The 24,387-nt window shown below is 39.2% G+C and carries 35 protein-coding genes; 2 read left to right on the top strand and 33 right to left on the bottom strand.

Translation table 11 applies throughout. The features are described from left to right. Positions 1 to 137 precede the first annotated feature (137 nt). Positions 138 to 1,304 carry a tyrosine-type recombinase/integrase gene (locus HW279_RS10845; RefSeq protein ID WP_178959007.1) on the top strand — a complete coding sequence of 389 codons (1,167 nt, stop codon included), beginning with the start codon at positions 138 to 140 and terminating at the stop codon, positions 1,302 to 1,304. Between the two features lie 658 nt (positions 1,305 to 1,962). Here the strand turns inward: HW279_RS10845 and HW279_RS10840 are convergent. From HW279_RS10840 to HW279_RS10680, 33 genes are all read right to left on the bottom strand, one after another. After that, the gene (locus tag HW279_RS10840) at positions 1,963 to 6,039 is read right to left on the bottom strand and encodes a zincin-like metallopeptidase domain-containing protein (RefSeq protein WP_178959006.1); all 4,077 of its coding nucleotides are present in this window, start codon (positions 6,037 to 6,039) and stop codon (positions 1,963 to 1,965) included. A 4-nt stretch (positions 6,040 to 6,043) separates the two neighbouring features. Further along, positions 6,044 to 6,418, bottom strand: a complete 375-nt coding sequence (locus HW279_RS10835) for a hypothetical protein (RefSeq protein WP_178959005.1) — start codon at positions 6,416 to 6,418, stop codon at positions 6,044 to 6,046. A gap of 7 nt (positions 6,419 to 6,425) precedes the next feature. Continuing rightward, entirely contained in the window at positions 6,426 to 6,638 is a 213-nt protein-coding gene (locus HW279_RS10830; protein ID WP_178959004.1) for a hypothetical protein, read from the bottom strand. Beyond that, positions 6,628 to 6,771: a hypothetical protein gene (locus HW279_RS10825; RefSeq protein WP_178959003.1), complete on the bottom strand. Its 144-nt coding sequence runs from the start codon at positions 6,769 to 6,771 to the stop codon at positions 6,628 to 6,630. The genes HW279_RS10830 and HW279_RS10825 overlap by 11 nt, the downstream gene beginning before the upstream one ends. A gap of 72 nt (positions 6,772 to 6,843) precedes the next feature. Further along, positions 6,844 to 7,311: a hypothetical protein gene (locus tag HW279_RS10820; RefSeq protein ID WP_178959002.1), complete on the bottom strand. Its 468-nt coding sequence runs from the start codon at positions 7,309 to 7,311 to the stop codon at positions 6,844 to 6,846. Positions 7,312 to 7,314: 3 nt separating this feature from the next. Next, entirely contained in the window at positions 7,315 to 7,899 is a 585-nt protein-coding gene (locus HW279_RS10815) for a hypothetical protein (RefSeq protein WP_178959001.1), read from the bottom strand. Position 7,900: 1 nt separating this feature from the next. Continuing rightward, a complete protein-coding gene (locus HW279_RS10810; protein ID WP_178959000.1) occupies positions 7,901 to 8,395 on the bottom strand; it encodes a hypothetical protein in 495 nt (164 codons plus the stop codon). A gap of 15 nt (positions 8,396 to 8,410) precedes the next feature. Next, a complete protein-coding gene (locus tag HW279_RS10805; protein ID WP_178958999.1) occupies positions 8,411 to 8,701 on the bottom strand; it encodes a hypothetical protein in 291 nt (96 codons plus the stop codon). A gap of 10 nt (positions 8,702 to 8,711) precedes the next feature. Further along, on the bottom strand, positions 8,712 to 9,107 hold the full coding sequence (locus tag HW279_RS10800) for a hypothetical protein (protein ID WP_178958998.1): 396 nt from the start codon (positions 9,105 to 9,107) through the stop codon (positions 8,712 to 8,714). A gap of 2 nt (positions 9,108 to 9,109) precedes the next feature. Beyond that, positions 9,110 to 9,598, bottom strand: coding sequence for a carboxypeptidase-like regulatory domain-containing protein (locus tag HW279_RS10795; protein ID WP_255495820.1), 489 nt, complete (start codon positions 9,596 to 9,598; stop codon positions 9,110 to 9,112). An 85-nt stretch (positions 9,599 to 9,683) separates the two neighbouring features. Beyond that, positions 9,684 to 10,202, bottom strand: coding sequence for a hypothetical protein (locus HW279_RS10790; RefSeq protein WP_178958996.1), 519 nt, complete (start codon positions 10,200 to 10,202; stop codon positions 9,684 to 9,686). Between the two features lie 13 nt (positions 10,203 to 10,215). Continuing rightward, entirely contained in the window at positions 10,216 to 10,728 is a 513-nt protein-coding gene (locus HW279_RS10785; protein WP_178958995.1) for a hypothetical protein, read from the bottom strand. Positions 10,729 to 10,751: 23 nt separating this feature from the next. Next, positions 10,752 to 10,901: a hypothetical protein gene (locus HW279_RS10780; protein ID WP_178958994.1), complete on the bottom strand. Its 150-nt coding sequence runs from the start codon at positions 10,899 to 10,901 to the stop codon at positions 10,752 to 10,754. After that, the gene (locus HW279_RS10775) at positions 10,879 to 11,754 is read right to left on the bottom strand and encodes a hypothetical protein (protein ID WP_178958993.1); all 876 of its coding nucleotides are present in this window, start codon (positions 11,752 to 11,754) and stop codon (positions 10,879 to 10,881) included. Before HW279_RS10775 ends, HW279_RS10780 begins: the two co-directional genes overlap by 23 nt. 2 nt (positions 11,755 to 11,756) lie before the next feature. After that, complete coding sequence (locus tag HW279_RS10770; protein WP_178958992.1) at positions 11,757 to 12,065, bottom strand: hypothetical protein; 309 nt, start codon at positions 12,063 to 12,065, stop codon at positions 11,757 to 11,759. Then, the gene (locus HW279_RS10765) at positions 12,062 to 12,442 is read right to left on the bottom strand and encodes a hypothetical protein (RefSeq protein ID WP_178958991.1); all 381 of its coding nucleotides are present in this window, start codon (positions 12,440 to 12,442) and stop codon (positions 12,062 to 12,064) included. The genes HW279_RS10770 and HW279_RS10765 overlap by 4 nt, the downstream gene beginning before the upstream one ends. Before the next feature lie 98 nt (positions 12,443 to 12,540). Further along, positions 12,541 to 13,128 (bottom strand): hypothetical protein, encoded by a 588-nt coding sequence (locus HW279_RS10760; protein WP_178958990.1) that lies wholly within the window; start codon positions 13,126 to 13,128, stop codon positions 12,541 to 12,543. 69 nt (positions 13,129 to 13,197) lie between these two features. Beyond that, positions 13,198 to 13,662, bottom strand: coding sequence for a hypothetical protein (locus HW279_RS10755; protein WP_178958989.1), 465 nt, complete (start codon positions 13,660 to 13,662; stop codon positions 13,198 to 13,200). Between the two features lie 38 nt (positions 13,663 to 13,700). Continuing rightward, the gene (locus HW279_RS10750; protein WP_178958988.1) at positions 13,701 to 14,243 is read right to left on the bottom strand and encodes a hypothetical protein; all 543 of its coding nucleotides are present in this window, start codon (positions 14,241 to 14,243) and stop codon (positions 13,701 to 13,703) included. 2 nt (positions 14,244 to 14,245) lie between these two features. Further along, positions 14,246 to 14,617 carry a hypothetical protein gene (locus tag HW279_RS10745; RefSeq protein ID WP_178958987.1) on the bottom strand — a complete coding sequence of 124 codons (372 nt, stop codon included), beginning with the start codon at positions 14,615 to 14,617 and terminating at the stop codon, positions 14,246 to 14,248. A gap of 2 nt (positions 14,618 to 14,619) precedes the next feature. Beyond that, positions 14,620 to 15,402 (bottom strand): hypothetical protein, encoded by a 783-nt coding sequence (locus tag HW279_RS10740; RefSeq protein WP_178958986.1) that lies wholly within the window; start codon positions 15,400 to 15,402, stop codon positions 14,620 to 14,622. A gap of 12 nt (positions 15,403 to 15,414) precedes the next feature. Then, on the bottom strand, positions 15,415 to 17,487 hold the full coding sequence (locus HW279_RS10735; RefSeq protein ID WP_178958985.1) for a hypothetical protein: 2,073 nt from the start codon (positions 17,485 to 17,487) through the stop codon (positions 15,415 to 15,417). Between the two features lie 164 nt (positions 17,488 to 17,651). Continuing rightward, positions 17,652 to 18,110 carry a PIN domain-containing protein gene (locus HW279_RS10730; RefSeq protein WP_178958984.1) on the bottom strand — a complete coding sequence of 153 codons (459 nt, stop codon included), beginning with the start codon at positions 18,108 to 18,110 and terminating at the stop codon, positions 17,652 to 17,654. Further along, positions 18,107 to 18,334: a hypothetical protein gene (locus tag HW279_RS10725; protein WP_178958983.1), complete on the bottom strand. Its 228-nt coding sequence runs from the start codon at positions 18,332 to 18,334 to the stop codon at positions 18,107 to 18,109. Before HW279_RS10725 ends, HW279_RS10730 begins: the two co-directional genes overlap by 4 nt. Before the next feature lie 34 nt (positions 18,335 to 18,368). Next, positions 18,369 to 18,659, bottom strand: coding sequence for a hypothetical protein (locus tag HW279_RS10720; protein ID WP_178958982.1), 291 nt, complete (start codon positions 18,657 to 18,659; stop codon positions 18,369 to 18,371). 226 nt (positions 18,660 to 18,885) lie between these two features. Continuing rightward, positions 18,886 to 19,134 (bottom strand): hypothetical protein, encoded by a 249-nt coding sequence (locus tag HW279_RS10715; RefSeq protein WP_178958981.1) that lies wholly within the window; start codon positions 19,132 to 19,134, stop codon positions 18,886 to 18,888. Then, complete coding sequence (locus HW279_RS10710; protein WP_178958980.1) at positions 19,131 to 19,373, bottom strand: hypothetical protein; 243 nt, start codon at positions 19,371 to 19,373, stop codon at positions 19,131 to 19,133. The genes HW279_RS10715 and HW279_RS10710 overlap by 4 nt, the downstream gene beginning before the upstream one ends. A 4-nt stretch (positions 19,374 to 19,377) precedes the next feature. Further along, positions 19,378 to 19,650: a hypothetical protein gene (locus tag HW279_RS10705; protein ID WP_178958979.1), complete on the bottom strand. Its 273-nt coding sequence runs from the start codon at positions 19,648 to 19,650 to the stop codon at positions 19,378 to 19,380. Between the two features lie 39 nt (positions 19,651 to 19,689). Further along, positions 19,690 to 19,956 carry a hypothetical protein gene (locus tag HW279_RS10700; RefSeq protein ID WP_178958978.1) on the bottom strand — a complete coding sequence of 89 codons (267 nt, stop codon included), beginning with the start codon at positions 19,954 to 19,956 and terminating at the stop codon, positions 19,690 to 19,692. Further along, positions 19,953 to 20,204, bottom strand: coding sequence for an ASCH domain-containing protein (locus HW279_RS10695; RefSeq protein WP_255495819.1), 252 nt, complete (start codon positions 20,202 to 20,204; stop codon positions 19,953 to 19,955). Before HW279_RS10695 ends, HW279_RS10700 begins: the two co-directional genes overlap by 4 nt. Before the next feature lie 49 nt (positions 20,205 to 20,253). Then, positions 20,254 to 23,121: a hypothetical protein gene (locus tag HW279_RS10690; RefSeq protein WP_178958976.1), complete on the bottom strand. Its 2,868-nt coding sequence runs from the start codon at positions 23,119 to 23,121 to the stop codon at positions 20,254 to 20,256. A 102-nt stretch (positions 23,122 to 23,223) separates the two neighbouring features. Continuing rightward, positions 23,224 to 23,499 carry a hypothetical protein gene (locus HW279_RS10685; RefSeq protein WP_178958975.1) on the bottom strand — a complete coding sequence of 92 codons (276 nt, stop codon included), beginning with the start codon at positions 23,497 to 23,499 and terminating at the stop codon, positions 23,224 to 23,226. Positions 23,500 to 23,503: 4 nt separating this feature from the next. Beyond that, positions 23,504 to 23,737: a hypothetical protein gene (locus HW279_RS10680; protein ID WP_178958974.1), complete on the bottom strand. Its 234-nt coding sequence runs from the start codon at positions 23,735 to 23,737 to the stop codon at positions 23,504 to 23,506. Between the two features lie 274 nt (positions 23,738 to 24,011). On the opposite strand from HW279_RS10680, the gene HW279_RS10675 reads away from it, so the two are divergent. Then, positions 24,012 to 24,377: a helix-turn-helix domain-containing protein gene (locus tag HW279_RS10675; protein ID WP_178958973.1), complete on the top strand. Its 366-nt coding sequence runs from the start codon at positions 24,012 to 24,014 to the stop codon at positions 24,375 to 24,377. The last annotated feature ends 10 nt before the right edge of the window (positions 24,378 to 24,387 follow it).

The raw sequence follows: 24,387 nt of genomic DNA, 5'->3' as shown, positions 1-24,387 counted from the left end.
CCAGTTCCCGCTACAAAATAGGCGTAATTAGTTTGATAATCAACTAATTACGCCTAACTTCTTAAAATAACTGGGTCAAATTTGGGGCTTTTTCTCTGCACGTTTTAAAGTGCTGGGAGGTAGCCCTAAATAAAAAAATGCCTAAAACTGAAAAAAACACCTCATCACGTGTTATATACGTTGATTATAAGCCTGCCGAACTGCAAAAAGGGCATAATAACGAATGGCGCGTTGTATTCTTTGCTAAATTTCCAGCAAAAAAAGAATTTAAACGCTTCCGTAAGCGTGTGCCTCCTATATCGCCTGCCCGCGAGCGTGAAAAGTACGCCAAAAAGATGATTGCCTCTATCAATCAAAAACTGGATAGTGGCTGGTCTCCTTTCTATGAGGATACAAATGTAAAATACAAATCATTAGAATATTGTGCTGATTTATTTCTTAAAATGCAAGAACGTGAAGTAGAAGAGGGAGTAAAACGTACAGATACGTTGCGCTCTTATAAGTCTTTCCTTGATTTATTCCTAAAATACCTAAAAGACAAAAAGCTATCAGTTAAGTTTGTAATCGAAATAGATACATTTTTAATTCAGAATTATTTAGATTATTTGTTCTACGATAGAAAAAACAGCGCGCGTACCTATAATAATCACTTGAAATTCTTAAATACTTTCTTTCTTTGGTGCAAAACAAAAAACTTTATCAATGCAAACCCTGCTGAGAGTATTAAAGCAAAAGCGAAAGTGCAAAAGAAGCGCGAAGTGTTATCTGTGGAGATTAAAGCTAAAGTGAAGACACTACGTGAGACGAATTTTCATTACTATGTACTTTGTATGCTTACTTACTACTGCTTTATACGGCGCACTGAACTGACAAAGCTGAAAGTAAGTGATGTGCATTTGTACGGTGGCTATATAGTAATTGACGGCACAAATTCTAAAAACCGAAAAACCGAAAGCGTTACCATACCCGATGTGTTTTTGCCTGACCTCGCCGAGCACCTTACCAAGGCGAAGAATAGCGACTACCTATTTGGGTCTAACCAATTTAAAGCTGGTCCTACACCGATAACGCCTAAAAAGATTTCGGACGAGTGGGCAAAGTTTCGCAAGCTACATAAGTTTGATAGTAAATTTCAATTCTACTCACTTAAGGACACGGGTATTACCGACCTTCTCAATATTGGCATTCCTGCTATTAAGGTGCGTGACCAAGCCCGCCACTACGATTTGAAGATCACTGAGAGCTACACCGCCCGTAATAAATTTGCCGATGAAATGGTGAAGAGTGCCACGTTTGCGTTCTGATATGTGTGTGCGTGTGTGCGTGAGGCTGTGAAAATGCTGTTTTTAGTGTATGTTTTATATGCAAAGGTTAAAAAACATATATAAAACGCTGAAAAACAACACACCAACAAACATACAAAACCACCTACAAATCTATTTTTTCATTGTATGTAATACCTTTTGGGCGCGGGTAGTTTTGTATGCAAGAGGGAAAAACACCCTTTTTAAGTTATATAGCAGGGGTGGAAATGGGTATTGTATGTAGGTGAGGTTTGTGGAGTACCAAGGGGAATGCGTTCGTTTGTGTGGGTGTATATGTGCGTGTGTGTGCGTGAGGGTGAAAAACAGGTGTTTTTAGTGTATGTTTTGTATGCAGGTGATTTTTATAGCTGTAAAGAATTGATATATAGAAGATTGTAGCGCATACAATTTGCATATAAACTCGGTTTTTTGTTGTATGTAGGGCGGAATAATTTTGTATGCAGCAAAAAAAAACAGCCTTACGGGGCTGGAGAAAAGGGATTGTTAGCGTTTTTTGCGTTTGGTAGTGGGTTTTGCTTTTACAATGCGCCCGTTTTCGTTGTAACGGAATCCTTTTTTTAGTTTGCCATTGGCTTTTAAGCCTACTTTGCGGGTTGTTGCCATACTAAATAATTATTTATTGGTTACTACTGTGGTTCTAATAAATTACTTCATAGGTGTTACTTGTTGCTGGGGACGATTCGGACGGAGAGGACTCGTCGGGTAATAGTTGCTGGTAATATACACTGTAGCGCAATTGTTCGCGCGGGGTACTGTTGTAGCGGTTTTTGGACGGGTATATGTAATTCTCACGATAGTCGGGGAATACATTGGTGAATAGAATTATATCGCCGTCGAACTCTGATTCGCTTCCGCCACGCATATTGCCTGCACTGGTTTGCTGGAATATGATTAGGAATAGCTTGCCGTTGTACTTTTTGCGCAAATCTCTATCGAGTAGGAAGTTTCTGTCCCATTCGCGAATTTTGGTGAAGCTGTCGATTACAATTACATCGTTGCGCTGAATGAGGGCTTGCAGGTCCTGCATATTCTCTATTTCGGGAGCTTCGACATTGGCTTGTGCAGTTTCGTCTAAGTATTGGTGCACCTTGTCGAAATACAGCTTGCTGTCTGGTTGCTCTTCGAGGCTGGCGTGTCCTACTTTGTAGTTTTGTGCCAGGGCGTTGATGAATTGAAAAGCAAATCGTGTTTTACCACTACCAGCACCACCCGTGATTGTGATCGCCGTGCTACCAGTGTTTTTGCGTTCTACATCGCCGAGAAAGGCTTGCATTTGTGGGTTAGCAATTATAAAGGTTTCAAAGGTGCGGTTTTGTAGGGAGCGCATTTGGTTGAGCAATGATGAATTACGAGTTACGAATGAGGGTGCAGGCGTTTCGGGGGTGTGGTCTACGAATACTTCGGGGGCTGACAGTGCTGAATTAGGCACGGTTTTTGCAGGGGTATTGGTGGGAGCACTATTGCCACAGAACGGATTAGCAAGGCTCTTTCGTGGTGGGGTAGTGCTCTCTTTTATTTCTTCTATTTTGTGATCATAGTAGATTACTCCATTTTCGCCCTCTCTTAGCGTAAGTATTACTTTAATATCTTCACCCTCAAGGATTGCATTAGAGCGCATTCTGTAAACACCTTTAATGTTGTTTCTCTTTTTATAATCTTCTTCAAAGGCTATCAAATGAGAGTTTTTGAGCATTTCTTCAGCTTGCAAAATGAGTCTCATTTTGTTGAAAGATATATTACTTGACAATACGTGGTCTATTCCTCTACTGCTGAATACTACATATTTTTCAAGTTCTTTATGATATACTTTTTTACCTGTTAGGTTTTTGGAAGCCCACGCTTTGAAATACTTTTTGGCTTCTTTGCGTGTTTTGAAAGTTGGGAGGGTGCCGAAAAGTGCTGTTTGTCCCGTTGGTTTTATATAGGTCTGTTTGTTTTGATAGACTTTCATTAGTTGGGACTGATAGTATTGTATTTTGGTGTTGTATTCGGCGATTTTGTCGTCGGCGATTTTTTTCACTGCCATATAATCTGGAGCAGTGGGGTTTACAAAGTCCTTATTGGAGGGGTTTATAAACCTATCTTTTAGGTTATCAATATATCCTTGATAGGTGCTGATTTGTGTTTTTAGGTTTTCGACTTCTTCGTCGTACTGTTTTTCGCCCTCTGATTGGTATTTCATACGGGCGAGGTTTAGGGGTTCGCTTGGGGCAAAAGGATTCCAGCAGGCGCGTACATACTCTAAGAATTTAGCTTTGGTACTGGTGCGCTTGCTGGCTTCTTTATTCATTAGAAAATCAAACATTTCTTGCTCGTGTGCATTGGTGAGTTCTGGGGCGTTACGGCGTGCTTGCCCTATCCAGTCGGCAATACGTTCAATTTCGTTTTTGTCGGCTTTGCTTTGTGTTTGGCTGAATTGTACGAGGGTGCTCATCGTACTGCCTTTGGGGTTTAGGCACGATAGGTTGAGTATATATGAGCGGTTTTTTCCCTCGATATTGGCTTTTTCGTTGATTTCTTTTTCACTATATCCCTCATCGCGGTATTTGCTATAGATTGCAGCGCGTTCGTAAGGCTCTTCTAAGGTGCGGTTGGCATTGCTTATTTCTTTGGCGTAACGAATAGCTTCTGCTTCAGTGGGATAATCATCATTGGCGTATTTTACGGGTACGGTTTTATGTCCTAAACGTTTTAGGGCTTCGTAACGGTGGTGTCCTGCCAGTACAAAGGTTTTTCCTTGCTTTTCATCGTACCATACGACTAAGGGGTCGAGGTCGGTAGGTTTGAAGTTATTGACGATGTTTTCGACTATTTCTTCATTGAGTTTTTTGCGGTTTTGAAAGCGTTTTTCATCGGTGTATAGGTCGGTTAGGGGTATGGTTTTTACGCCTTTGTACTGGGTGGTACGAGGGGCTTTTTTTTTGGTGTTTTTATTTGAGGACGAGTCGGACGGGGCGGACTTGTCGGTGGGAGTTTGCGAGGTGTTTTTGGGGGCTTTTTTGGGTTGTAGCTTTTTGAGAAAAGCGGGGTTGCCGTCCTTATCCAGTGCAAGGATATAGTCGGTGGCTTGCTGGGCAAGTGAGGCGGCGCGCATTAGGAATTTGTTGTCGTTTTGGGCTTCTTTGATTGCGCTGTTCCAGCCTTTGAGGTAGGCGGCGTGGTTTTTGTTGTTGTACCACATTATACCTGCCCAAGCGGATAGGAATACGGCACCAAATTCGGCTACTAACTCTTCTTTGGCGTAATCGTCTTTTTCTAACATTAGGTGTATTCCTCGATTTAGTCGCTTGTTGTGCCCAGTGGAGTGGGTGAGCTCGTGGAATAGGGTGCGGTAGTAGTCGTTTACGGTATCGAATTGCTCTTGTTTGGGTAGCTTTATATAGTCGCTGGCGGGGTTGTAATAGGCTTGGTTGCCCTCGTTCTTGATTGCGGGAGGGTTGGGGTAGTTTTCGACTATGAGTTGTGCGGCGCGGTTTTCAGTGGCGCTATCGGGGACGGCGCGACCGATTTGGAGTTCGTCTAACTTGAAGTCTATGTTTTCTATATCTGCTCCGTTGTATACGTTGTAATAGCGTATCATTGGGATACGCCCTACAATGTCTTCTGATAACTTGTATTTGTGTAAGAAATCAAGTACTTTTTGTGCGTTGGTAGAAGAAAAGGCTTTACGTCCGCTGTTTTTGTCGGCTGGGACAACATAGCGGATTGAGTAATATATTACTTCATAGCCTTTTGCGCCTTTTTTTAGGGTTCCTCTGTGTTTTTTGATTTGCTTGAATGTTAGGAAGTAGGGGTTGCGAAACGCTCCTGCAAAGCCTATGCGTTCTTGCAACAATAGGCGGTTTACGCCTCGATATGGTTTTTTGCTTTCGTAATTGAGGGGTATAAAGAAAGCGTCGTCTTTCCACGCGCGGTGATAGTCGGTGGGGCTGGCTGATTTTAGCATACCGATTATTTTATCGGTTACCATTTTGTATATATCGGCTGCGGGCACTGGCTTTCCGAGCCCTTGTGTTTGGTCATCTGGGGCTTCGGGGAAGTAGTCGATACCAGCGGCGGCGAGAAATGTTAGCTCGTCATTTGCTACACTAAGTCCTAAAATAGGTTTTTCTAATAGAAGGAGATATTTATTTAAGGAAGCATAATCATATTCGACAAAGATAAAATCTTTACCTTCAGTGTATTTCTGCAAAATCAAACTAATTCCTTTCTTTTTGGTGATTTTTTTTCCTTTTGAAATTGCTGTAAAAATCTGAATACCATTATCAGTCTTATTTGTTTGCCAAAAACCTTCAATTTTAGGATCGTTATATGAGTATATTCCTAAAAAATTATGTCCTGTTACAACAATAAACTTGTATAGTTTATTTTCTTTGTTTCCTTCAGTTGAGGGAGTATCAGGAGCTTTTTTATGTGTTACTTTTACAACTTGTCCGTTAGAGAATTTCCAGCCTTTTTTTAGGCGTCCGTTTTCGTCGAGGGCTTCGCGGTAGTCGACAGAATGGCGTGTGCCCGCAAGTGCTGTTTGGTTGTCAGTTTCTTGCGGGTAGTTGATGATGTTGATATTGAAGCGTTTGCTATCGGGGTGATCGTTGAGAATCTTGGATAGGCGATATATTACTTCGGTGTTGTTTTGTTCTTTGGCAAGGTCTATAACAGCTTGTATTTCGTCGCGTGTGGTGGTGCGGTTATGTAAGTCGATAAATTCTTTCATAGTATTATTTTCTGAATAATATATAAGCTACTAAAAATGCTCCTCCAATCCACAATAAGGCATTAGTATTATTTTTAGCTGGTTGTGATTTTGATTCCTTTATCTGTTGAGTCTCTTTATTGTTTTTTCCAAAATCTGCAAAAGGATTATTAGGTTTTTCAGGTAGCGGTAAGCCTTTACGTTTTGCTATTTCTGTTTGTACTTGCCAAAGCTCATATACACGACGATACTCACCAAATTTTGGTTGATGGGTACTGATATAATTTTCTAACTCTTCTGTAGTGTGTGTGGTTAGGTTATTGGTGTCTAAATCCTTGTTGCTTTGAGTTGTTGTTTGATTTAGACTTTGTACAGCTTTTATAGTGTTAAAAAAACTCATAATATTGTTATTTTTTCCATTTTTTACAAACTTTGGTGTTTTGACGGGTGAGTCCTGCGAGTGGGCACCCGCAAACGCTACAACATTTTACACCCATTATTGTTTTTTGCAAGGGGCAGTTGTTACAGATTTCGATACGGCGGGTAGCTTCGGCTTCGATATGTATGTCGTCGCGGAAGACGGCGTTACGGTATCCTTGTATGATAGGTTTAATTTGCATTCTTTTTTTGCATTTGTAGATGTATTTGGTAGAGCATTACTAACACACTAATTGCTGAAAGCCCTATGGATATTTTCCAATAGGTGCTATTTTGCTTTTGGAGCTCTTGTGGGTTGCTTTGTTTTTTTGCCATTATCTATTATTTTTATATATTTATAGCAGTAATAACCGCCACCAATGAGTAGAGCAACGGCTAATATCGCTACTATTCCTTTTTTTTTTCGGCGATATATTGAGTGATTCCCATAAGGCTGTGGGCTTTTTCAAAAGCACTGTTAGGTATTTGCTTAAGACTGTTTTCGCCATTTTCAACTGCTGTTATAGCTTTGGCTAAACGTATGAAAAAGTCTTTATCAAGTTTTTCAAAAATTTTGTCTTTGGCAATTCCCATTTGCTTAGCTACATAGTCTGCATAATTCTTTGAGTTGTTTTCGGAAGGAGGCGCCCACGTATAGATAAGTTTTTCTATGGTATTTTTTCCTCGATTGATTAGGGTACGAGCATTTATCATTAAAGCACGTAAGCCCATTTCTATGCTTTCGAATTGTTCAAAACGTCCGTCGGTGTTTTTACTATGAGGTACTTTACCTTGCCAAGGTGTGGTGCGTTTTTCCAAATTGCCAGGGTTGTTGTTGCGTAACCCTCTGATGTTTGATTTTCCGCGTAAGTCCATAGGTTAGATGATATTTTTGTTAAATGTGTATAACTGACCAAATCCCTCGACGTCTACTTCGTAGCGCAATTCTTTTAAAAATTGCTGGCTGTTAGCCTTGAGGGTGTTTACAAAATTTTGGGTGCTATTAGCGTCGGTTTTGTCTTTTGAAAAAGCTCCTTTCAGTAGACTTCCCCAGCTTGAAAAGCCGCCCGATACATTTAGTATCTGTTTGGCAAGGTCGGTGGAGGGTATTTCAACATAAATGTTTTTAAATGTATAGCTACCGCCAGCGGGCAATTCTACACCGTCGATGTTACCTAAATCGCCAAAAGCTACAATTTCATTGCCACGGTATACGCGGTAGGCTTTTGCACGTATAAGGTTACCGGTGCGAGCGGTGAAATCTTGTGCGGTTGGGTTTTGTAGCATAAAATCGATATAGAAGCGCAGGCGTGTGGTGCTTATATCAAAGTTTTTGGGAAAGCCTACTTTGAAGAGTATTTTTTCGAATACGTCTTTGGCTTGTGCGGTTTTGGCTTTGATAAAGCTCATTAAGGCTATGGTTCCTACCAGTGTTCCACCGATGATAAGGTATTTTGCTTTCATTTTATTTTTTTTTGATTAGTGAGGTTATTTTATAACAGATATATATAATAACTAATACGCCTATGCCTGCTAATATTTTAGCCCACGTGGGCACGTAAGGAACTGGTTGTAGCTTGAACAATGAGGTTTGCATTTGCTCCTGATGTGAGCGATAAGTATCATACTGTTCTTTTAAATTTTGATAAAGTACGAGTTGTTGGCGATATTTATCGTAATACACACCGTAACTGTTGGCTCCTGCTTGCTTAGCCGTAGCGAGTTGTGCAAGAGTGCGTTGTAGTTCTTGCTGACATAGAGAATCGCACTCTGGACGTACTGTACGAATGGTAGGTACAGTAATGTATAGCGTGTCGTGAACTGGATTAGAGCGCTCTATATAGACAGTATCTTTTGTTATTTGAAAAGTACTTGTAGATTGTTGTGCTACCTTATGGGTACGACATCCTATAATCCACACAGCAAATAACATAAACAACAAAAAAGCATTATTTTTCATAGTAAATTGTATTAATTATTCAAACTTTTTCTTCAGATAATCCGAAGCGTTTCTTATCATTTCTTCAATTTCGTCAAGTATATATTCCGAGAATATACCTGTGATACCGCATAGGGCATTGACTACCGGAATAGGTAGCTGAAAAAAATGTAAAAAAAGAATACCAGCACATAGTGAGGTAAAAACAGCTATGACGCACGAACGACAAAAACGCTTCCACGACATTGCTTTTCGTAATTTATTAATAGCCGCACCAATAGCACCAGCTAACAGAAAAAAACTATATTTACTGAAAAAATCTTGCATTATTTAAAATTTATGAAGGATATCCACCATTTGAACGAACATATACAACGTTATTATACACCATAACAGCTACAGGCAAAAAATCAATTGGGGAGTAGGGAGAGAAACGTTCTCTTTCTACTACTTCTTTATTATTTGCTACACAAGTAAATGTGTGACTATTAATTTTATTATTTATATCAATAGAAATATGATAAAATAAAAAAATAGCCGTTTGGTTGATGTCTGTAAAATCAAAAGTGCAATCTTCCCTCACTAAAAAGACACAGCCCATATCTTCTTCTTTTACGGTATACTGTGGTGTGGTTACCTCTACTACAGGAATACCACCAATTCTACCACTTGGAGTGTTTCCGTTTCCTCCACCGCCTTGTATTGTAATGTTATTATTGAACTTTCCTACCATTGTTATAAAGTTTTAGGTTTCTTTTTGCTACTAAAGTATAGTACACCACCAGCTACTAACACAGCTACTGCTATCCATATCCAGCTTTTACTATTCTTCACCTTATCGTTAAGAGAAGGTTGCACCTCTACTTTCTTATTTTGTTCGGGTGTGGGGGTATTTGTAGCTTGATTTGTTGGCACCTGTTTGTTAGGCTCTTGTGGCTTATTGGTGACGGTAACTCCTGGCAACTCTTCTATTTTCTCCTTTAAGTACAATATTTTTGCACTTAACAGAGAATGAGCAGTAACAACTAAAGTACCGTATCCTAAATACGATACTTGTATTTTTTCTTGTTTTGTACCTTTTGCTCTGAGGTTTTTATACAGGAAATAACCGTTGTTATCTGTTGTTGTGCCTACGTTTTTTTGCGATAAATTCACAATGTGTGCGCCTATTAGCGGTTTCTTGGTTTTAAAATCAAGAACACGTATTTTTTTATCTATATTCATATAGCAATTTTTTGAAAATTGATTAATCATTCCTACTTCTACAGTTTTGTTAGTTTGGGAATTTTGCAATATACTTCTCATAGCTCTATTTTTTAATAGTTTTTTGCGGAGGACAATTAATGTGATAATTCAAGGTAGGGTATCTTGTGAGCAAGTCCTTCAAATCATCGCCAGAGAACACCTCTTTTATCCAGCCGACTAAGTCCATTCGTTTGTTGGCAAACCACCTGCCTGTAAATGTGTGACAGCCGAAATAGCCTTTAAGCACTTTCATCATTTCGTCGTCTTGAATATTGTTGTAGATAATACTCTTTATCTGGTCCTTGTTGCGAGATGTCCAATTGTGATTCATCTCTGTAAGTATTGCACGAGTAACTTCTCTTATCTTACTGCTCCTGCTAAACTTAATAAGTTCTTGCTTGTATGCGTCAGTAGCTTTTACTTTTACACCGCTGGGCAATGTAGTTTCGGGAACTTCTTGATTAGCTATACTTGCGTCGTATTCTCCTTTTTCTTTTTTGAAGAAGAGAAAATAAGCGCCAACACCTAAACCTACTAAGGCAATGCCTCCTATTATGTATGCTTGTTTCTTTGTTACGTCCATAATATAATATAGTTTAAAATAAAGTTCCTGCGGGACCTAACACGCGTCTTAATCTTTCAAGTTCTGTCTTACTAAGGTCACCGTGTAAAAAACTTACTAAGTCTTCGTAGTTTCTGTTTCCTAATGATATAGATATACCTCCTGGCTCTCTCTTACCAAAAGCATTATATACAGCTATAAAACCATTCTTATTTACTCCTGCAAGTGTTTCAAAAATTGTTTTTTCGTCAGTACCTGCCCCTTTCATTGCCGTATAGAGTGCGTCGGCTTTTGCTTTTGCTGCAACAGGAGACACGTTACTTGCGGGTGATTTAGGGTCATAGTTCCACCTTTTGAACCTATTTTTCCAATAGAACGCGTAAAAAGAATAACCAGCGATACTCACAACTGTAAGCCCCAATAATATAAAACCTACATTAATAGTAGTTGTAATTGCTGTTTTGTTATTCTTAACAGCTTCTTGAGCTACAATCGCTGAGACAGTTCCGGAAAGTTTATTTTTTTCGGTGTTTTTTTTATTTTTCATATCTTTAAGGATTAGAAACTATTCTAAATCTTTAAGAATGCTTTTAAAGCATTCCAAAGAATGCTATTAGAGAAATAGCTAAGTGCTTTTTTATTGTCGGAAAGACTTGCTAACCGCACTAATACTTTTTCATCTAACTGTGCTAATTTTTCAATTGCTTGCTGTTTGTTCATCGTTTCTGATTAGATATTCATATAACTCACTTATTTGCTCATCGGTAATTTGTGGGTCACTGATAAGCTTAATAAATTCATTCTTTGCGGGTGATAGATTAGCTCCTGCTAATGCTGCTACGGGTGTAGTAGTGGAGGCTGGAGCTGACATCACTTTCTCGGCTACCAAAGGTACTATAGCTCCAAGTGATTCACTTACTTTTTCAAAGGCAGGGCTTTCCCAGAAACCTTTTTTATTCAACAACTCCTCTTTTAATGCCAACTCGTGCTTCTTGTCTGCTGTATCCAACTGCAATTTTAGAGAGGATTTTTCCTCGTTGAGGGTGCGTACTTGACTGCGCAAATCTTTATTGTCTTCACGCAAAGCGTCGTTTTCTCGCAATAGGTCTCTATAACGCTCCTCTATAACCTTACTACTAATCCATTCTGTAGTAGCTACTGGTGTATATCCCAGCCCCATAGGGTAGCCCATAGCAGTCGGTTGTGTAGGCATTGTTGTTTGAGCCGGTGCTATTGGTGTAGAAGATATAGATTGTGGAGGTGTGTTTTCGTTGGGCATACTTGATTCTTTTTTGAAATTAAGAGTGAGGGTTTCTATTTTGTAAGTTGTTTGCTTAGCTCCCGCGCCGTAGAGGCGTTTAAGGTCTATTTTTACGTTCTTAGTAAAACCTTTAGAGGGCAAAAAGTTAAGAAAATCATCAACAGAGCCGTAAAGCGTATGAATATCCTGCAAGCTAAAACCATACTTAGGAGCGACCTCCTTTGCTAAGCGGGCGGTACCTTGTGTTACAGTGATAATGTTAGCGGGATTTTCGGATAGGAATTGCTCGATACGTTCTGCGGGTGTTTCCATTGTTAATTTTCTATATTATTGTTATTACTCTCTATTATTGGAACTACATAACTCATTATAGCACTATTGACTTTACCTATTTGTTTTTTGAAAGAAACACGAAAAGCGGTATTAATAACAGGTATTGTGTTTTCACACATAAAGTACTCTTTCGGTGCAAATTCTTCATTAACGCCGTCCTCAATAATAAAAGAGGTCTCACCATCGTTACGAATAGTTATGCCGATAGCCCCTTGACCTTTCGTGTCTTCAAACAAATTGAAAACAGTGTCATCAGTGATACGAATACGTGTTAATAGTCCTTTTGTCATTGCTCTTCTTGGTTACAGTTGCAATCGCGCTGGATAGTAAAGATAAGTTCGCCGATAAAATCATCGGTAAGACTTTCATCAGCTAATACAGCTACTTGGAATTTGTTGTTATTACACTCAAAGCCTACTTGTTTCATACCTTGTATATAACCACCTCCTTTGTGCTCAAAATCGCGATAATCTACAGGCTCAATGATTGAGTTAGACTGAGGGTCTCTCACGCTCATTTCGACGGCAAATTCGGGAGTGTAATTTTTAAATGGCACAAAGTGTACTCCGACACATTTACCCTTTTCTAAGGTAACGTATTCGGTTTGGGCTTTTTGTCCGCTGGGAATATGTACCTTAACGCGGTTTGTGATAATACTACTTGTCATATTAAATTGTAGATTTGTCAATTAATTAATTTGTAAATTTGTCGATTTGCCAATGTGCAAAATAGCACACTGGCAAACAGACAAAAAAACACTTCCTCTTATCGTTTAATGTAGGTTTCGAAACCTTTCAAGAGAACTTGAACAAATGATTTTTCTCCACTTGTGGCAGGAGTAATAGTACTACCTGCGGGGGTTTCGATGGTGATATCTACTGTTTGAGTTGGCTCGATAACTGCTAAAGCACCAAGTTTTCTGTAAAAATCATCGGATTTCTTGGCATTATCAATGCTTGAGATTGGCAATTTAACAATTACTTCTCCATTTTGGCGAACAACCAAGTGAGAGGCTAACAATTCAGCAGGAAGTTCCTTATTATAAGCTACTTCCCACACCTTTTTACCAGCAGCTGCTTCGCCATACTTAACGGTAACAGCGTCAATAACGAAGAATCGTCCATTATCGAGGCGGTTTCCGTCAAGGTTTGTTACACCTACTTCTTGGGTAGAATTACCGTTAAGGAGTGGTATGTTACCGCCTGCTGTGAATTGTGCATTAACATACAATTCGCTTGGGGTAGGTTTCATACGTGCCATTACATCGGGTGAAAGGTTGAATTTACCCGCTTGGCGTGAAAGAAATGTCGCAACACGTGTGTATTGCTCTTCGTTGGTGAAATACTCGTTCATTTTAAATTGTTTTTTTGAGTTATTAATTATTAATCTTTTAGGTTGTAATCACTTATTCGTTTATTGTAATTACGCTTCTGCGAAAAGGTCTGCACCAGAAAGAAATCCTGTTGTAGGTTCGCTCTCTATGTACGGATTATCAATATCTTCTACCTCTTCATATGGGTAGTAATCGTAGTCGCTACTGCTATCTACATACACAGTAGTTTCTTCTGGGGCTCCGAGTGCGGTTTTCAAGATACCGTCATTCATTGGTTTGTCTTTAGGAGAAAAAACACTTTTTAACACTTCGGTAATTTGTGTAGCTGCCATACCAGCTCCGGCACTCTGAATAAATTTGCCACTGGTTTCTTTCGGATTGCTATAAGCGGCGAGTACTACGCCAAGTACAGCAAGAGCTCCGTGGCGTATGGCGGGTTTTTTAAGCACACCGGATAACTTATCGGCGGCAACGCGTGATACCATAGCGCCAGCTACTACGCCGGCGGCTGTGGTAGCGCTTTCTGTGAGGGTTTTCTGATTGATGTTGCTCATTTTTTAATTTTTTGAGTTATGAAATTAATTGTTATAGGTTATTTTTTGTTCATCATTAGCACAACAACAAGCAAGGCGGCTACTCCCAATCCAATATATAGAGGGGTATTGTCTTTCTTATTATCATCTAACATTTTCGCTAACATTAGCTGTTGAAACATATCGTTGCTACTATTTTCTGTAAGGGTGCCATTTTGGCGAGCAATAGCGGTTTCGTAGACGTATTGTCTCTCTTCATCACTTAATTCTTCGCCATTAACACGAACAGGTTGTCCGCTTTTAAAAGCACTAATCACATTGGCGGCACCTCCTGCTAAATTTAGCAATTGGGTTGCTCGTTCAAGAGTAGAACCTACGGTAATGTTGTTCCGTTCAAAGATATTACCACCTTTTTGAGAGCGTAATTCTTGACGTGTTACACGTTTTTGTTGTCGTTGTTCTTGGCGCACCAATCGGTTTTGCTGTCGTTGAGCTTTCTTTTCGGGATTAGCTTTGAGAAAATCAAAGAATCCTCCCATACCGCCACCGTTACAAGTGGTACAAGGGGCGGCTAATTGATATACTGCTAATTTTGCTTCCATAGTTATTTTTTCATCATTACGACAATGAACCCTAAGAAGAGAATGCCTCCGAGTATATATAGTGGGGTGTTGTCTTCTTTTTTCTGAGCCATACTGTCAATAATTTTACGTTTATTCCTAATATCTTCGGCGTGCTTACTTCGAGCAGTGGCACGGTTGAAACTGGCTTGTTGTCGAGCTAATTCGAGACGTTGGCGTTCTAATTCTATCTCTTCTTTGCTCTTTGTAATATGGTAGTGGTTTTCATTCACAACCGTATTACCTTCGCCACTGTTACCACCGCCTTGGTTAGCAAAGCTGTCGTACAAGTCTTTACCTTGGCTTATAATATTAAGACCTGTGGTAATACCGTTTGTTACTCCGACGAAACTCATTATTATGCACTTACATTGGTTGGTGACTTTCTTCTGAATAATAGGTAACCACCTACGAGAGCTGCACCTACCAATATAATGGTTTGTGTTTGCTTGGACTGTTCTTTGGCGGTTGCTTTGGCTTGCTCTTTGGCTACTGCTTCTTGTGCTTCACGTTCAAGAGCAAGTTTCTCAGCGTCTTTATTGGCTTGGTAGCTGGTACGAGAGTCGGCAATACGCTTATTATAACTGTCAAGTAATTGTTTCTTCTGTGAAATTTGCTCTTCTAATTTAGCGATAGCGTTGCGTTGAATTTGTAAGTTGTCTGGTGAAATTTGTGCTCGTATGTTTTTAATATCAGTTGAAACTTCTCCAACCCATACTTCATAAGGTCTGACCTTTTCTTTCCATTCTTTTTCGCGGTCAGTATAAGTGTCACAAGAAAATGCCTTATTCCACCAACGTTTTCCAAACCAACCTAAGCCCTCAACTCCTGCTTGTTGCTTCGGGTTGTTTTCCCACGCATTCACTAATAATTCGGTCTGCTTGAGCTGTGCGTCTAACTTGATAACTTCTTGTTCTAAGTTATCTTGTTTTTCTTTTAACAATTTGTATTCTTTCTGATTATTTCCGTTTTTTAAATTATCTCGTTCTTTGATAAGCTCATTTAAACGGTCTCGTACTTCTACAAAATGTTCTTCGGCTTGTTGGGCTCTTGCACGATGTGGGTTGCAACCTCCTAATCCTTTGCAGGGTGACGATAGAGAGGCGCGTTCAATTCTTTGTTCTGCTATTGTATCAAACATATTTTTTAAGTATTAGTTTTTGCTGATGAAAGTTAGGACTCCTATACCTAATACGCCAACGAGGGCGAGGTTTAGGAGTTTTTTATTTTCGAGTCCCGCGCGCTGGTTAGCTTCGTGGGAGGCTATTTTCTTTATATTATCGACGCTGTGTTGTTCTTCGTACAGCCGTTGGGCTCGTACTTTCTTGAGTTCTTCCCAAAATAATTTGTTTGCCAAATTATATGCGTCAGCTTTATTATTAGCGAGGTCTAACAGTTCTTTCTGATACTTTTTATCATACTTTAAATAAATGCTGTATTGCTCACGCCTTAGTTCGTCTTCCATTGTTACCTGTGTTACGACAGGTAGGTATATGTTACGGCGAATCGAAGCAATTTTTTCCTTGAAAGGTAACATTTCACGGCGGTAGTTCTCGGCTTGTTGTGCGCCATATTCTACCCGTAAAGTAGTTACGTTATCTTCGAGCCACGCGTCAAAACTCTGCTCACTTCCGTAGGGATACATTCCTTTTTTATCATTGCGACTTTCTACTTTTAGAAAGCGATATTTGGCTTGTATCACATCTTTGCCAGCGGGCACAATGAAATACCAGCTTCGCTCTGACACACTACCTTGGCGCTCTATAATTGCTACATTAAAATTTTCGGATAGCTTGAATTTGAGCATATCAAGCATATCATCAACGGCTTTTTTGGTATTCTTCACAAAAACGTTGTAACTCTTTAGTGTTTCGGTACTACACTTTTGGTTGTGCACTTGGCATTCGTGGTAATAGTGTGCGTTACCAAGGTCTATTTCTTTCAAAAGCCTATTGAGTTCACTTGTAGCGGTGGGCTCCAATCCTTGCTCTAACTTGGTGCGCAGGGTGTTCATTGTAGTTTTGAACTGCTCAAAGAATTGTTCTTTTAGTCCACTATTTATAAAATCAGAGGTGTAGAAAGCACCAGCGCAAGGGTCGCCCCACAACATTATAGCAAGGGCTACTATAGCAGTAACAGCAGCGATACATAGCCCTACAATGGTACCCACGCCAGGGACAGCGTTGGAGGCTAAAGCGGCTTTTCCGCCGATAGCTACAATGGTGGCGGTAGCGGTGGCAGAAGCTGCATTGCCTACGGCGTTTACTTTCTGTATACTTTTTTGCTTGTGATGTGCGCTCGTAGCTTCTGCGTTTTGTTTGCCCACTTCGTAAGATTGATTCAGTAAGTCTTCTAATTGTTGGTTTACATCTGGTTCACCGAGAGCTGGTGTTTCGTACTCTTTCTTCCAAAGGTTGTACTTGTGTCCGTCGAGGGTGATAGTAAAGCCGTCAATTTTGAAAGGTACATCGGTGCGATTCTCTTTGGCAAGTTGGTACACGCGTGCTTTTAGGTGAGTTAGCTCTGGGTTATTTGGATTCATAGCCCCGATGTTATCTATCGCCTCTACGAATGTTTTCCACGCTTGCCTTTTTTGAGTTAGGGTATCATTTCCAACCATTACGGGTAGAGGCGAAGACAAACTAACTTTATTCTCGTTCACCAATACATCGTCTTTTTCTATGTATGGCAATTCTTTTGTTGTATTAATCGTACCGTCGATTACGTAATAACCTTGTGCGAGGTTTGCGGTTTTTTGGTTTTTCGGTACTACTACGTATACGTGGGTGAATCCGTCGGGGTTCATCTCTTGCTTGATACGGCGCATATAGTGCTTTATTCCTGCATTGAGGAGTATTGTTGAGGCAAATATGCTGTAGCTTTTACAATCTATACCGTCGAAACGTGATAGCCAGCTACAAGCGGGGGAACGCAGTAGCTGTTTGTCTCCGTCTATACTGTATTGAATGTGCCAATACAAGAATTGATGAATATCATTACACAGTTTTTCGAGGGGCATTCCACTGAAAAACTTAAGGGTTAAATCGCGGGTGTGGTGCTGGTACTTGCGTGCTGTTTTTGCCATATTTTGGATAGCAAAAAAGGTGTCGCCGTTGCCGAGCTTGGTAGAGGAGCAGTCGGAAGGGGGCATAAATGCACCATAGAGTGCGCCGGTGCGCACTTGGCGGTGTAGCCCCCTGTTTATCTCGTCTGCTGTGATACTCATATTATGCGATTTAACGTGATTAATATTCGAGGCAAATATAGTACGAGAAGAAAATAGTATAGAAACGATTAGGCACAATAGGGCAGGATAGGGCAGGATAAGGCAGTTTATAAAAGAAAAAAGCCCGCTTGTGCGGGCTGTGATATTAGAGTAGGGGAGAAACTTTATTTTTTCTTATTAGTTGTTCTTTTGTAAAGGTGTTTTTTGAGTTCTTCAGTAGAAGTAAAGAAATGTCCATAGCCTTTTTTAGTAAGACCTTTTTTTAGTTTTTCATCACCAGACCAAATTTTGTGCCCTGTATGTAGGTGAAGGGCAATAAAAAAAGTATCGTCTTCGTCTATATCATCTACTAAAGCGTGAGCTTTCAATAAAGTAGAAGTTGGGATTTCACTTACGTAACTTAGTTTTATGCGTTCTTTGTAGTATTTCAGTTCTTCTTTTAGTTTTTTTTCTGTTAGGTCTGAACTTGCCACAACTTTATCCCAATGTTCCTTTAGCTCCTCAAATATATAATCGGGAGCTGTAAACTGTAAATTGCTTTTTTGTTTCAGTATAGAAGCCGTTGTTCCTTTAGGTTTTATTAAGGCACTTACTAAAATATTACTATCTGTTATGAGTATCATTTTTTTGTTTTAAATAGCATATCAAACAGGTATTTTCTTGTCATTCCTGCATTCATAGATTTAGAAATTTCATTGATAGCCTTTTTTTGTTGGCTGTATGATAGCTTTTTTCCCGTGTTATTGTTTATTTTAGTACTCACGGCTCTTGTTTTTGTAACTGTTGCTGGCATAATGTTTTGAGTGTTTTTTGTTTCTATGGTGCAAAGATACAAAAATTTTGCCAATTAACAAAATGTGTTAATTGGCAAATTTCTTTGATTAAATTTCGTCGTTGTAGAAATAGGGGTCTATTGCTTCAGCAAACTCATTAAGGTAGGACATTGCGACGGTGAGATTAGGTGATACATCTTGTGGGTTTTCAAGCCATATAAGAGAGGCTTTGTAGTTGAGTGTACGTATCATCTTCGCAAACTCTTTGGCGGTTACTGATTTGAAAAACTTACTTACGGCTTCAATATCGAAGTTGCAAGGGGCGGTTGTCGCACCGTTGGGCGTGTGGCAAAGGATACTGTTATTCACCATTGCTACATTTTTTTCATTATTTTGCACTTTTGAAAAAATATAATAGGCTAAAATTACTAAAAGGTTTAGCCTTTCCCTTTGCAAAACACACACGAGGGCGGTCGCGGTAGCATTAACTATCCGCAAGGGGGTACTAAACCTTATATAGGTGAGGTACGGATATAAAAAATCCGCACTATTTATTAGAGCGGTTCACGCCCTCTATGTATGTTTTGCGGTGCAAACATACGACTATTTTTTGAATTAGCAAATTTTATACTTTTAGTTTTCGGTTTTTGATTTCGTGTTGGAGCTCTTCTGACAAGGCATAACCTTGAGGTGTCCCGTATAGCTCTACAAAGGTGAGAAACTCTTGTAGGCTTATGTTTTTGTTTTTAGTAGCGTTGGGGCGATATTGTGTGATTATATCATTAATATAGGTACGTATGTTCTTTTCGCTATACTGTGAAAGGTATAGGGAGGTGAGTTGTTTTTTTGTTTTTACGGTTGTGAGTATTTTCATAGGGTTTGTGGTATTTTGTTTTTCTTTAATTCTCGTTCATATAGCGTGATATATATTTCTTTTTGTTTGTCGCCAACGGTTTTGTTGTTGTAATATTGCTTGCTGGAGTCTACTATTTTGCCTTTGCGTTTTACGTGCAATTGTATGCGGTTACCGTAGTAGTCTTTTGCTTCACACTCTACTGTTATGCCTTTCTTTAGGCAGTAGGAGAATGCTTTGGAGAATAGGTCGAGGTTCATTGTTTTATGGTTTTACGTTATTTATACAGTTAGTAATGTTTTTCACAAGGCTTTCGGTATTTTCAGCGAGTTTATTGGCTATAAATTTTATTATTTGCAATGAAATATCATCATCGACTTTTAAGATAAATTCTTCATTTATATCATTGCTGAATTTTACATACCCCTCGTATCTATTTTGTTGCTGTTCTGGTAATTCTTTCCAAGAATAACCACGTTCAAATTCTAATGAGAATTTTATTAGTTTAAAATTTGTTTTGCTGTTTTCGGTGTTCATCTTTGATAAATTTTCCGTTTAAAGATAGGTTTTCATATTCTATATCTTTTCTGAATTGATTGCTATTGACATGAATTCTAATTTAAACTTCAAGTTCTTAAACTCTGTTTCTTTATACCAAATAAGTGATGTAGTTACATCATAAACTTGTCTAAATTCATAACTTACTCCTTCAAATAAAAAACAATCTCTTATTAATTTTAGAAATAAGTTTAAACCATCTTCAGTAATAACTCCCATAAGATTATATGGTAAATTATCCTTAGAGCAATATATAAATGCTCCCTCTTTAATTTCTGTTATCATTTGTTGATATTTTTAGTGTTAATAATATTCCCTAAAAGCAGCACAAAGTAGGTTTTACCTTCTTCTGCACCCCATTCTGGCTTGCCAGTACTTGGGGTTATGCTTTTTAATTCAATAGTGAATTGAGGGGCATTACGAGCATATCCATTACGAAAGGTAATGTATTTGTATTTTTTTGCATAGATACGATTTGCCCAGTAGGGCTTGATTTCGCGATATTCTTCTTTTTTATTTTCTAATAGAATCATATCAAACCATTTTTTTTTGAGTGTTAAATGCAGGGTGTTCATTGTTTTTTTAATAGGGTAAATCGTTGAATAAATCGTTGTCGTTGTCGTCGTTGGACGGGTGGGACGGGGTGGTGGTTGGGGGTGTTATGGGTGTGGTTTGGGGGTTGGTTTCGTCTTTGGGGATACCTACAAAGAAGTATTCTTTGGTGGTGCGGGTGTTATCGGGGGTGTAAACGGTGCGCTTGATGTAGCCTTGTGAATTGCATAGATCTTTTGGGTTGAATACGTAGCCTTTGAGTTGGCAAAATAGGGCGATGTTCTTTTTGAAATTCTTTATTTGTACTGCCATTTTGCCGACTACATTGCGGTAGTCGTCGTACATTTCTTTTTTTAGTATTTCTCGGTTTAGGTTTTCTTCACAAAAATATTCTTCTGCCCATTCCATAAAGTTGTCGCCTATGGAGGCTTTGAGGGTGTTTATTTGTAGGTTTTCGATAGGTGATAGTACTGGGGCGTGCTGATTGGCAAGGAAAAATTGTAGACATTGCAACATAAAGTTGTAGAATAGGTTGTATTGGGTTTCTTTCCAGTCTTGGAAAAAGGCGTGCCCAAAGTCGTCGATGGGTTGAAACTTGTCGGTGAGTGAAAAGTAGTAATAATCGGAAAATGTTACGAATAGGATTCGCCCTATATCGCTACTGGTCATATTGCGTATGGCGTGGTTGTAGGTTCCTACCATTTTTGGGGCTTTTTCGTAGGGTATATGGTAGTCGCCTTTGGTTTTTTCGTTTACGGTGATACCGTCGGTTACGTAGGTATAGACTTCGGAAAAGGGTATTGAGGCGTGCAAGTCGTCAAAATATATGAGGGGTTCGCCTTTGTAGGTTCCGAATAGGTGTTTGTCGCGGAATAGGTCGGGGTTTTTACCGCCTCGATAGAAATAGGGTGCGAGTTCTCGTAGCCCGTTAATCATTAGTCCTTTACCGCTTCGTCCGTTGTTTTCGTTTACGCTGTCTTTTACTTTGTCGTCCATTACATATACGTATTTTTCAAAGCCACGTCTTTTATATTTATGCAAGAGGTATCCGATAGCAAAACATTTGCCCAAAAAGTGGCGTTCTTGGGTGATTTGCTGTTCCTCGGTAAGGTGTGGGCTGTTGAGTATATAGGCTTTGCGAAAATCGGGGTTGTGTTCTTTTTCGGTTTCCCAGTGTACGCGGCTTCCATTGATGATGAAGTTCATAAACTCGCAGGCGTTTTGGTGTATATGTACGCGCTGGTTGCCTGCTTCGTCTTGGTACATTTCAAAGAATGAGGGCAGGGCGGTGAATCGGTTGGATATAATGTGTTTGTCCCACACGTAGCAGGTGATGTCTTTATCGGTTACAGTTCGGAGTTCGGAGGCTGTTACTTTTACTGAAATGTTATCAAAGAAAAAGATTTGATAATCGGCACCGTAGTTGGTAAAATCGAGGGTGCGGGCAGGTAGATTGACGAGGTCGGAGGCGCGTAGTGCGTTTGTTTTTTCGAGCATTTCGAGCACGTCGGGGGAGGTTCCTTGGCGGATAAGGAATTCTTGACAGTATTGGCGTATATCTTTTGAGGTGGGTACTTTTATTTTGTGTTTGTTTATTTGGATTAGTATATCGTCGGTTTCATTTGGGTTTTTGTCGGTTACAAATTCGGGTTTGTATCCGAAAAAGTTATGACAGTTGAGGAAATAGAATAGGTTACGGGCGTTTACGCGGTATTGTTTGCGCTCGTTGAGCATTACAAAGTTGCAGGATACGGCAACGCTTAATTGTTCTTTGAATTTTTTGGTTATATATTCTTTTGAGGCGTGTGTAAAGTCACGATGTAGTAGGTAGTCGCGAAAGTCTTTGCCTTTGGGGTTGCCGTCTTCATCGGTAAAATAGTAGTTGGGGAGGAATGCAGTGGGTAGCTTCCAGTATTGTAGTGAGTATTTGTAGGCGAATTTTATGCCTGAGGGGTCTAAATCGGGGAGGTTTATTAGATTTTTTGTTAGTTTTTTGAGTTCGTGGTATATGGTGGGTGTTATGATTTCGGCTTCGGAATTGCACCATACGGGATTGAATTCTTCGGATAGAGAGGCGACGGAAACGCCGTCAGACCCTCCAGAGCATATTATGATGTAGGGCAATAGCATTTCGTTTAATTCATCTTGGAACATTTCTTTTTCTAAATCGTTGGTTTCGGGGTTTTCCATACGTTTTTGTAGTTCCATTATGCGCTCATAATTATTGCCTATTTTATCAAGAATGCGCTTGTAGCCGTGTACGTAGTGGGTGGGTTTTTGTCCGAAATAAGAGTGTTTGTAGGCTTTGTTTGTTTCTTTTGGGCAATAGGTTTTTGCCCATTGCTCGTAGTTATCGGAATAGGCGAACATTGGGTAGGCTGGTGTATTGGTTACACGCATTATTTTGCCGCTTTTGGTACGGCGTTCGGTGTATTCAATTTCGATGATACCGAAACTTTCGAGTAGTTCGGCGGTTACAAAGCGGGAATATACTTGTGGGTTTTCGATTTTTGGTTTTGGGTTTATTTTCCAATAGTTTTCGGGTAGGGTGCTATCCTCACGGAATGTTACGTTGCTTTGGAATACTTTGTCGGCGGTGGGTACGTTAAATTCGGCGTATAAGTCCTTGAGGGCTTCGCCAAATTCTTTGCCAGTGTACTTTTGAACGAGTTGTATGGGGGTGATAAATTCGCCACTGGAGAAGTCTTTTATCGCCCAAAAGTTCTCTCCCTTTGGAATGAACAGAGAGGCAGAGGCGGTGCGTTCTCCTTTGTTGAATTTGAAGTTTTTGACACCCATACAGCCAATGCAGGCGGGTTCGTAACGGTAGAGTATATCAAGTCCTTGGTTAGTGTGGGCGTATAGTTCTTCGGGGGTGTATTTGTAGTCGTTATTCATTAGTTTTTAGTTTTTAATAGTTAGTCGTTAGTTGAGTTAAAATAAAGCCGCGCTGTTATTGCGCAAGTAGCGCGGCTTCACTAACGAACTGACTCAAATTATTTAATCTTCATCGGGATAGGCAAAAGCTACTATCATTGTTTTTTTGTTTTTTATGTTGTCGGGTTCGGTAAGGGCAAATGAGAGTTGTCCTACACCAGGGTTAGTAACAACATAGCCACCTGGTACTTTGTTGTAGAGGGAACAAATTGCTCTTTCATTGTCGTAAGTAAAATCAATAATAAGCATATTATCTTCAACGGTGGTACAACACACTTTTAGATAGTCAATATCATATAGTGCGTTTAGAATTCGGGTAATTTGGTTTATGTGATTCATTGTATTATGGTTTTATACGTTCTATATTTACAAGGTCTTCAATAGAAAGACTGAATATTTCACTAAGTGCTAACAGAAAAGAATAGTGAGTTAGTTTATCGCTATTTGCTTTGAGCCACTTTTTTATAGTGCGCTGGTTTTCGCTCGTTTTAAGGTGTAAGACAGCGATAACTGTATCATCTATTTGTTTTACTAAATTTGGTTTTAGTGTTACTTTTATGGTTTCTGATTTTATCATTTTACTAATTGTTCTAATTGTTCTAAGGAAATGTAAATAGTTTCTAAAAAGGCTCTTCCCAAAGTGGTGGGGCTTTTTTTATGACAAATACGCATAATATTTTGCATATATTATATATAGTACGTATCTTTGTCCCCTAAAAAAGGAACGTATTTAGATACCTTTTTTCTGAACACTTATTTAGGTTACTAATTCGGGGCAAAAGTATGCGATATTTCGCATATAACCAAATTTTTTAAGCAATATTTCGCATATTATTTTATTTTTTATTTTTATGAAATTGAAAATCAAAGAGTTAAGAAAGCAAAAAAAACTATCTCAAAAAGATTTATCAGAGAAATCTGGTATATCTGAACGTATGATAAGTGATTATGAGAATGGAATTGCCGATATTTCTCTTAATAAACTGCAAAATATCGCAAGGGTATTGAATTGTGCTGTATCTGAATTAATAGGAGAAGAAACGCCTATTATACAGCAAGCACACAATAATATAAGCAGCACGATAACCCAGCACCAAACCATACACGCGCCCGAAGATTATGAAACCTTAAAAAAAGAAAATAAACGACTTACTCAAGAAAACTCTGGTCTGAAAGATAAGATTATATCCTTAATGGAAGAGAAAATAAAGAAGTAAAATAACAAAA

Origin of the sequence: Capnocytophaga sp. oral taxon 903 (assembly GCF_013394785.1) — a bacterium.
Classification (GTDB): domain Bacteria; phylum Bacteroidota; class Bacteroidia; order Flavobacteriales; family Flavobacteriaceae; genus Capnocytophaga; species Capnocytophaga ochracea.
Note: the sequence above shows the minus strand (reverse complement) of the source record. Positions and strands in the feature narration are given on the sequence as shown.

Coding starts and splice junctions, on each gene's coding strand:
- HW279_RS10685 (WP_178958975.1), bottom strand. CDS start 23,499: ATGAATCACATAAACCAAATTACCCGAATTCTAAACGCACTATATGAT.
- HW279_RS10755 (WP_178958989.1), bottom strand. CDS start 13,662: ATGAGCAACATCAATCAGAAAACCCTCACAGAAAGCGCTACCACAGCC.
- HW279_RS10765 (WP_178958991.1), bottom strand. CDS start 12,442: ATGACAAGTAGTATTATCACAAACCGCGTTAAGGTACATATTCCCAGC.
- HW279_RS10810 (WP_178959000.1), bottom strand. CDS start 8,395: ATGAAAAATAATGCTTTTTTGTTGTTTATGTTATTTGCTGTGTGGATT.
- HW279_RS10730 (WP_178958984.1), bottom strand. CDS start 18,110: ATGATACTCATAACAGATAGTAATATTTTAGTAAGTGCCTTAATAAAA.
- HW279_RS10760 (WP_178958990.1), bottom strand. CDS start 13,128: ATGAACGAGTATTTCACCAACGAAGAGCAATACACACGTGTTGCGACA.
- HW279_RS10705 (WP_178958979.1), bottom strand. CDS start 19,650: ATGAACACCGAAAACAGCAAAACAAATTTTAAACTAATAAAATTCTCA.
- HW279_RS10845 (WP_178959007.1), top strand. CDS start 138: ATGCCTAAAACTGAAAAAAACACCTCATCACGTGTTATATACGTTGAT.
- HW279_RS10680 (WP_178958974.1), bottom strand. CDS start 23,737: ATGATAAAATCAGAAACCATAAAAGTAACACTAAAACCAAATTTAGTA.
- HW279_RS10790 (WP_178958996.1), bottom strand. CDS start 10,202: ATGGACGTAACAAAGAAACAAGCATACATAATAGGAGGCATTGCCTTA.
- HW279_RS10825 (WP_178959003.1), bottom strand. CDS start 6,771: ATGGCAAAAAAACAAAGCAACCCACAAGAGCTCCAAAAGCAAAATAGC.
- HW279_RS10675 (WP_178958973.1), top strand. CDS start 24,012: ATGAAATTGAAAATCAAAGAGTTAAGAAAGCAAAAAAAACTATCTCAA.
- HW279_RS10815 (WP_178959001.1), bottom strand. CDS start 7,899: ATGAAAGCAAAATACCTTATCATCGGTGGAACACTGGTAGGAACCATA.
- HW279_RS10820 (WP_178959002.1), bottom strand. CDS start 7,311: ATGGACTTACGCGGAAAATCAAACATCAGAGGGTTACGCAACAACAAC.
- HW279_RS10735 (WP_178958985.1), bottom strand. CDS start 17,487: ATGAGTATCACAGCAGACGAGATAAACAGGGGGCTACACCGCCAAGTG.
- HW279_RS10750 (WP_178958988.1), bottom strand. CDS start 14,243: ATGGAAGCAAAATTAGCAGTATATCAATTAGCCGCCCCTTGTACCACT.
- HW279_RS10715 (WP_178958981.1), bottom strand. CDS start 19,134: ATGAAAATACTCACAACCGTAAAAACAAAAAAACAACTCACCTCCCTA.
- HW279_RS10745 (WP_178958987.1), bottom strand. CDS start 14,617: ATGAGTTTCGTCGGAGTAACAAACGGTATTACCACAGGTCTTAATATT.
- HW279_RS10805 (WP_178958999.1), bottom strand. CDS start 8,701: ATGCAAGATTTTTTCAGTAAATATAGTTTTTTTCTGTTAGCTGGTGCT.
- HW279_RS10770 (WP_178958992.1), bottom strand. CDS start 12,065: ATGACAAAAGGACTATTAACACGTATTCGTATCACTGATGACACTGTT.
- HW279_RS10840 (WP_178959006.1), bottom strand. CDS start 6,039: ATGAAAGAATTTATCGACTTACATAACCGCACCACCACACGCGACGAA.
- HW279_RS10835 (WP_178959005.1), bottom strand. CDS start 6,418: ATGAGTTTTTTTAACACTATAAAAGCTGTACAAAGTCTAAATCAAACA.
- HW279_RS10800 (WP_178958998.1), bottom strand. CDS start 9,107: ATGGTAGGAAAGTTCAATAATAACATTACAATACAAGGCGGTGGAGGA.
- HW279_RS10780 (WP_178958994.1), bottom strand. CDS start 10,901: ATGAACAAACAGCAAGCAATTGAAAAATTAGCACAGTTAGATGAAAAA.
- HW279_RS10690 (WP_178958976.1), bottom strand. CDS start 23,121: ATGAATAACGACTACAAATACACCCCCGAAGAACTATACGCCCACACT.
- HW279_RS10710 (WP_178958980.1), bottom strand. CDS start 19,373: ATGAACCTCGACCTATTCTCCAAAGCATTCTCCTACTGCCTAAAGAAA.
- HW279_RS10785 (WP_178958995.1), bottom strand. CDS start 10,728: ATGAAAAATAAAAAAAACACCGAAAAAAATAAACTTTCCGGAACTGTC.
- HW279_RS10830 (WP_178959004.1), bottom strand. CDS start 6,638: ATGCAAATTAAACCTATCATACAAGGATACCGTAACGCCGTCTTCCGC.
- HW279_RS10700 (WP_178958978.1), bottom strand. CDS start 19,956: ATGATAACAGAAATTAAAGAGGGAGCATTTATATATTGCTCTAAGGAT.
- HW279_RS10695 (WP_255495819.1), bottom strand. CDS start 20,204: ATGATTCTATTAGAAAATAAAAAAGAAGAATATCGCGAAATCAAGCCC.
- HW279_RS10740 (WP_178958986.1), bottom strand. CDS start 15,402: ATGTTTGATACAATAGCAGAACAAAGAATTGAACGCGCCTCTCTATCG.
- HW279_RS10795 (WP_255495820.1), bottom strand. CDS start 9,598: ATGAATATAGATAAAAAAATACGTGTTCTTGATTTTAAAACCAAGAAA.
- HW279_RS10775 (WP_178958993.1), bottom strand. CDS start 11,754: ATGGAAACACCCGCAGAACGTATCGAGCAATTCCTATCCGAAAATCCC.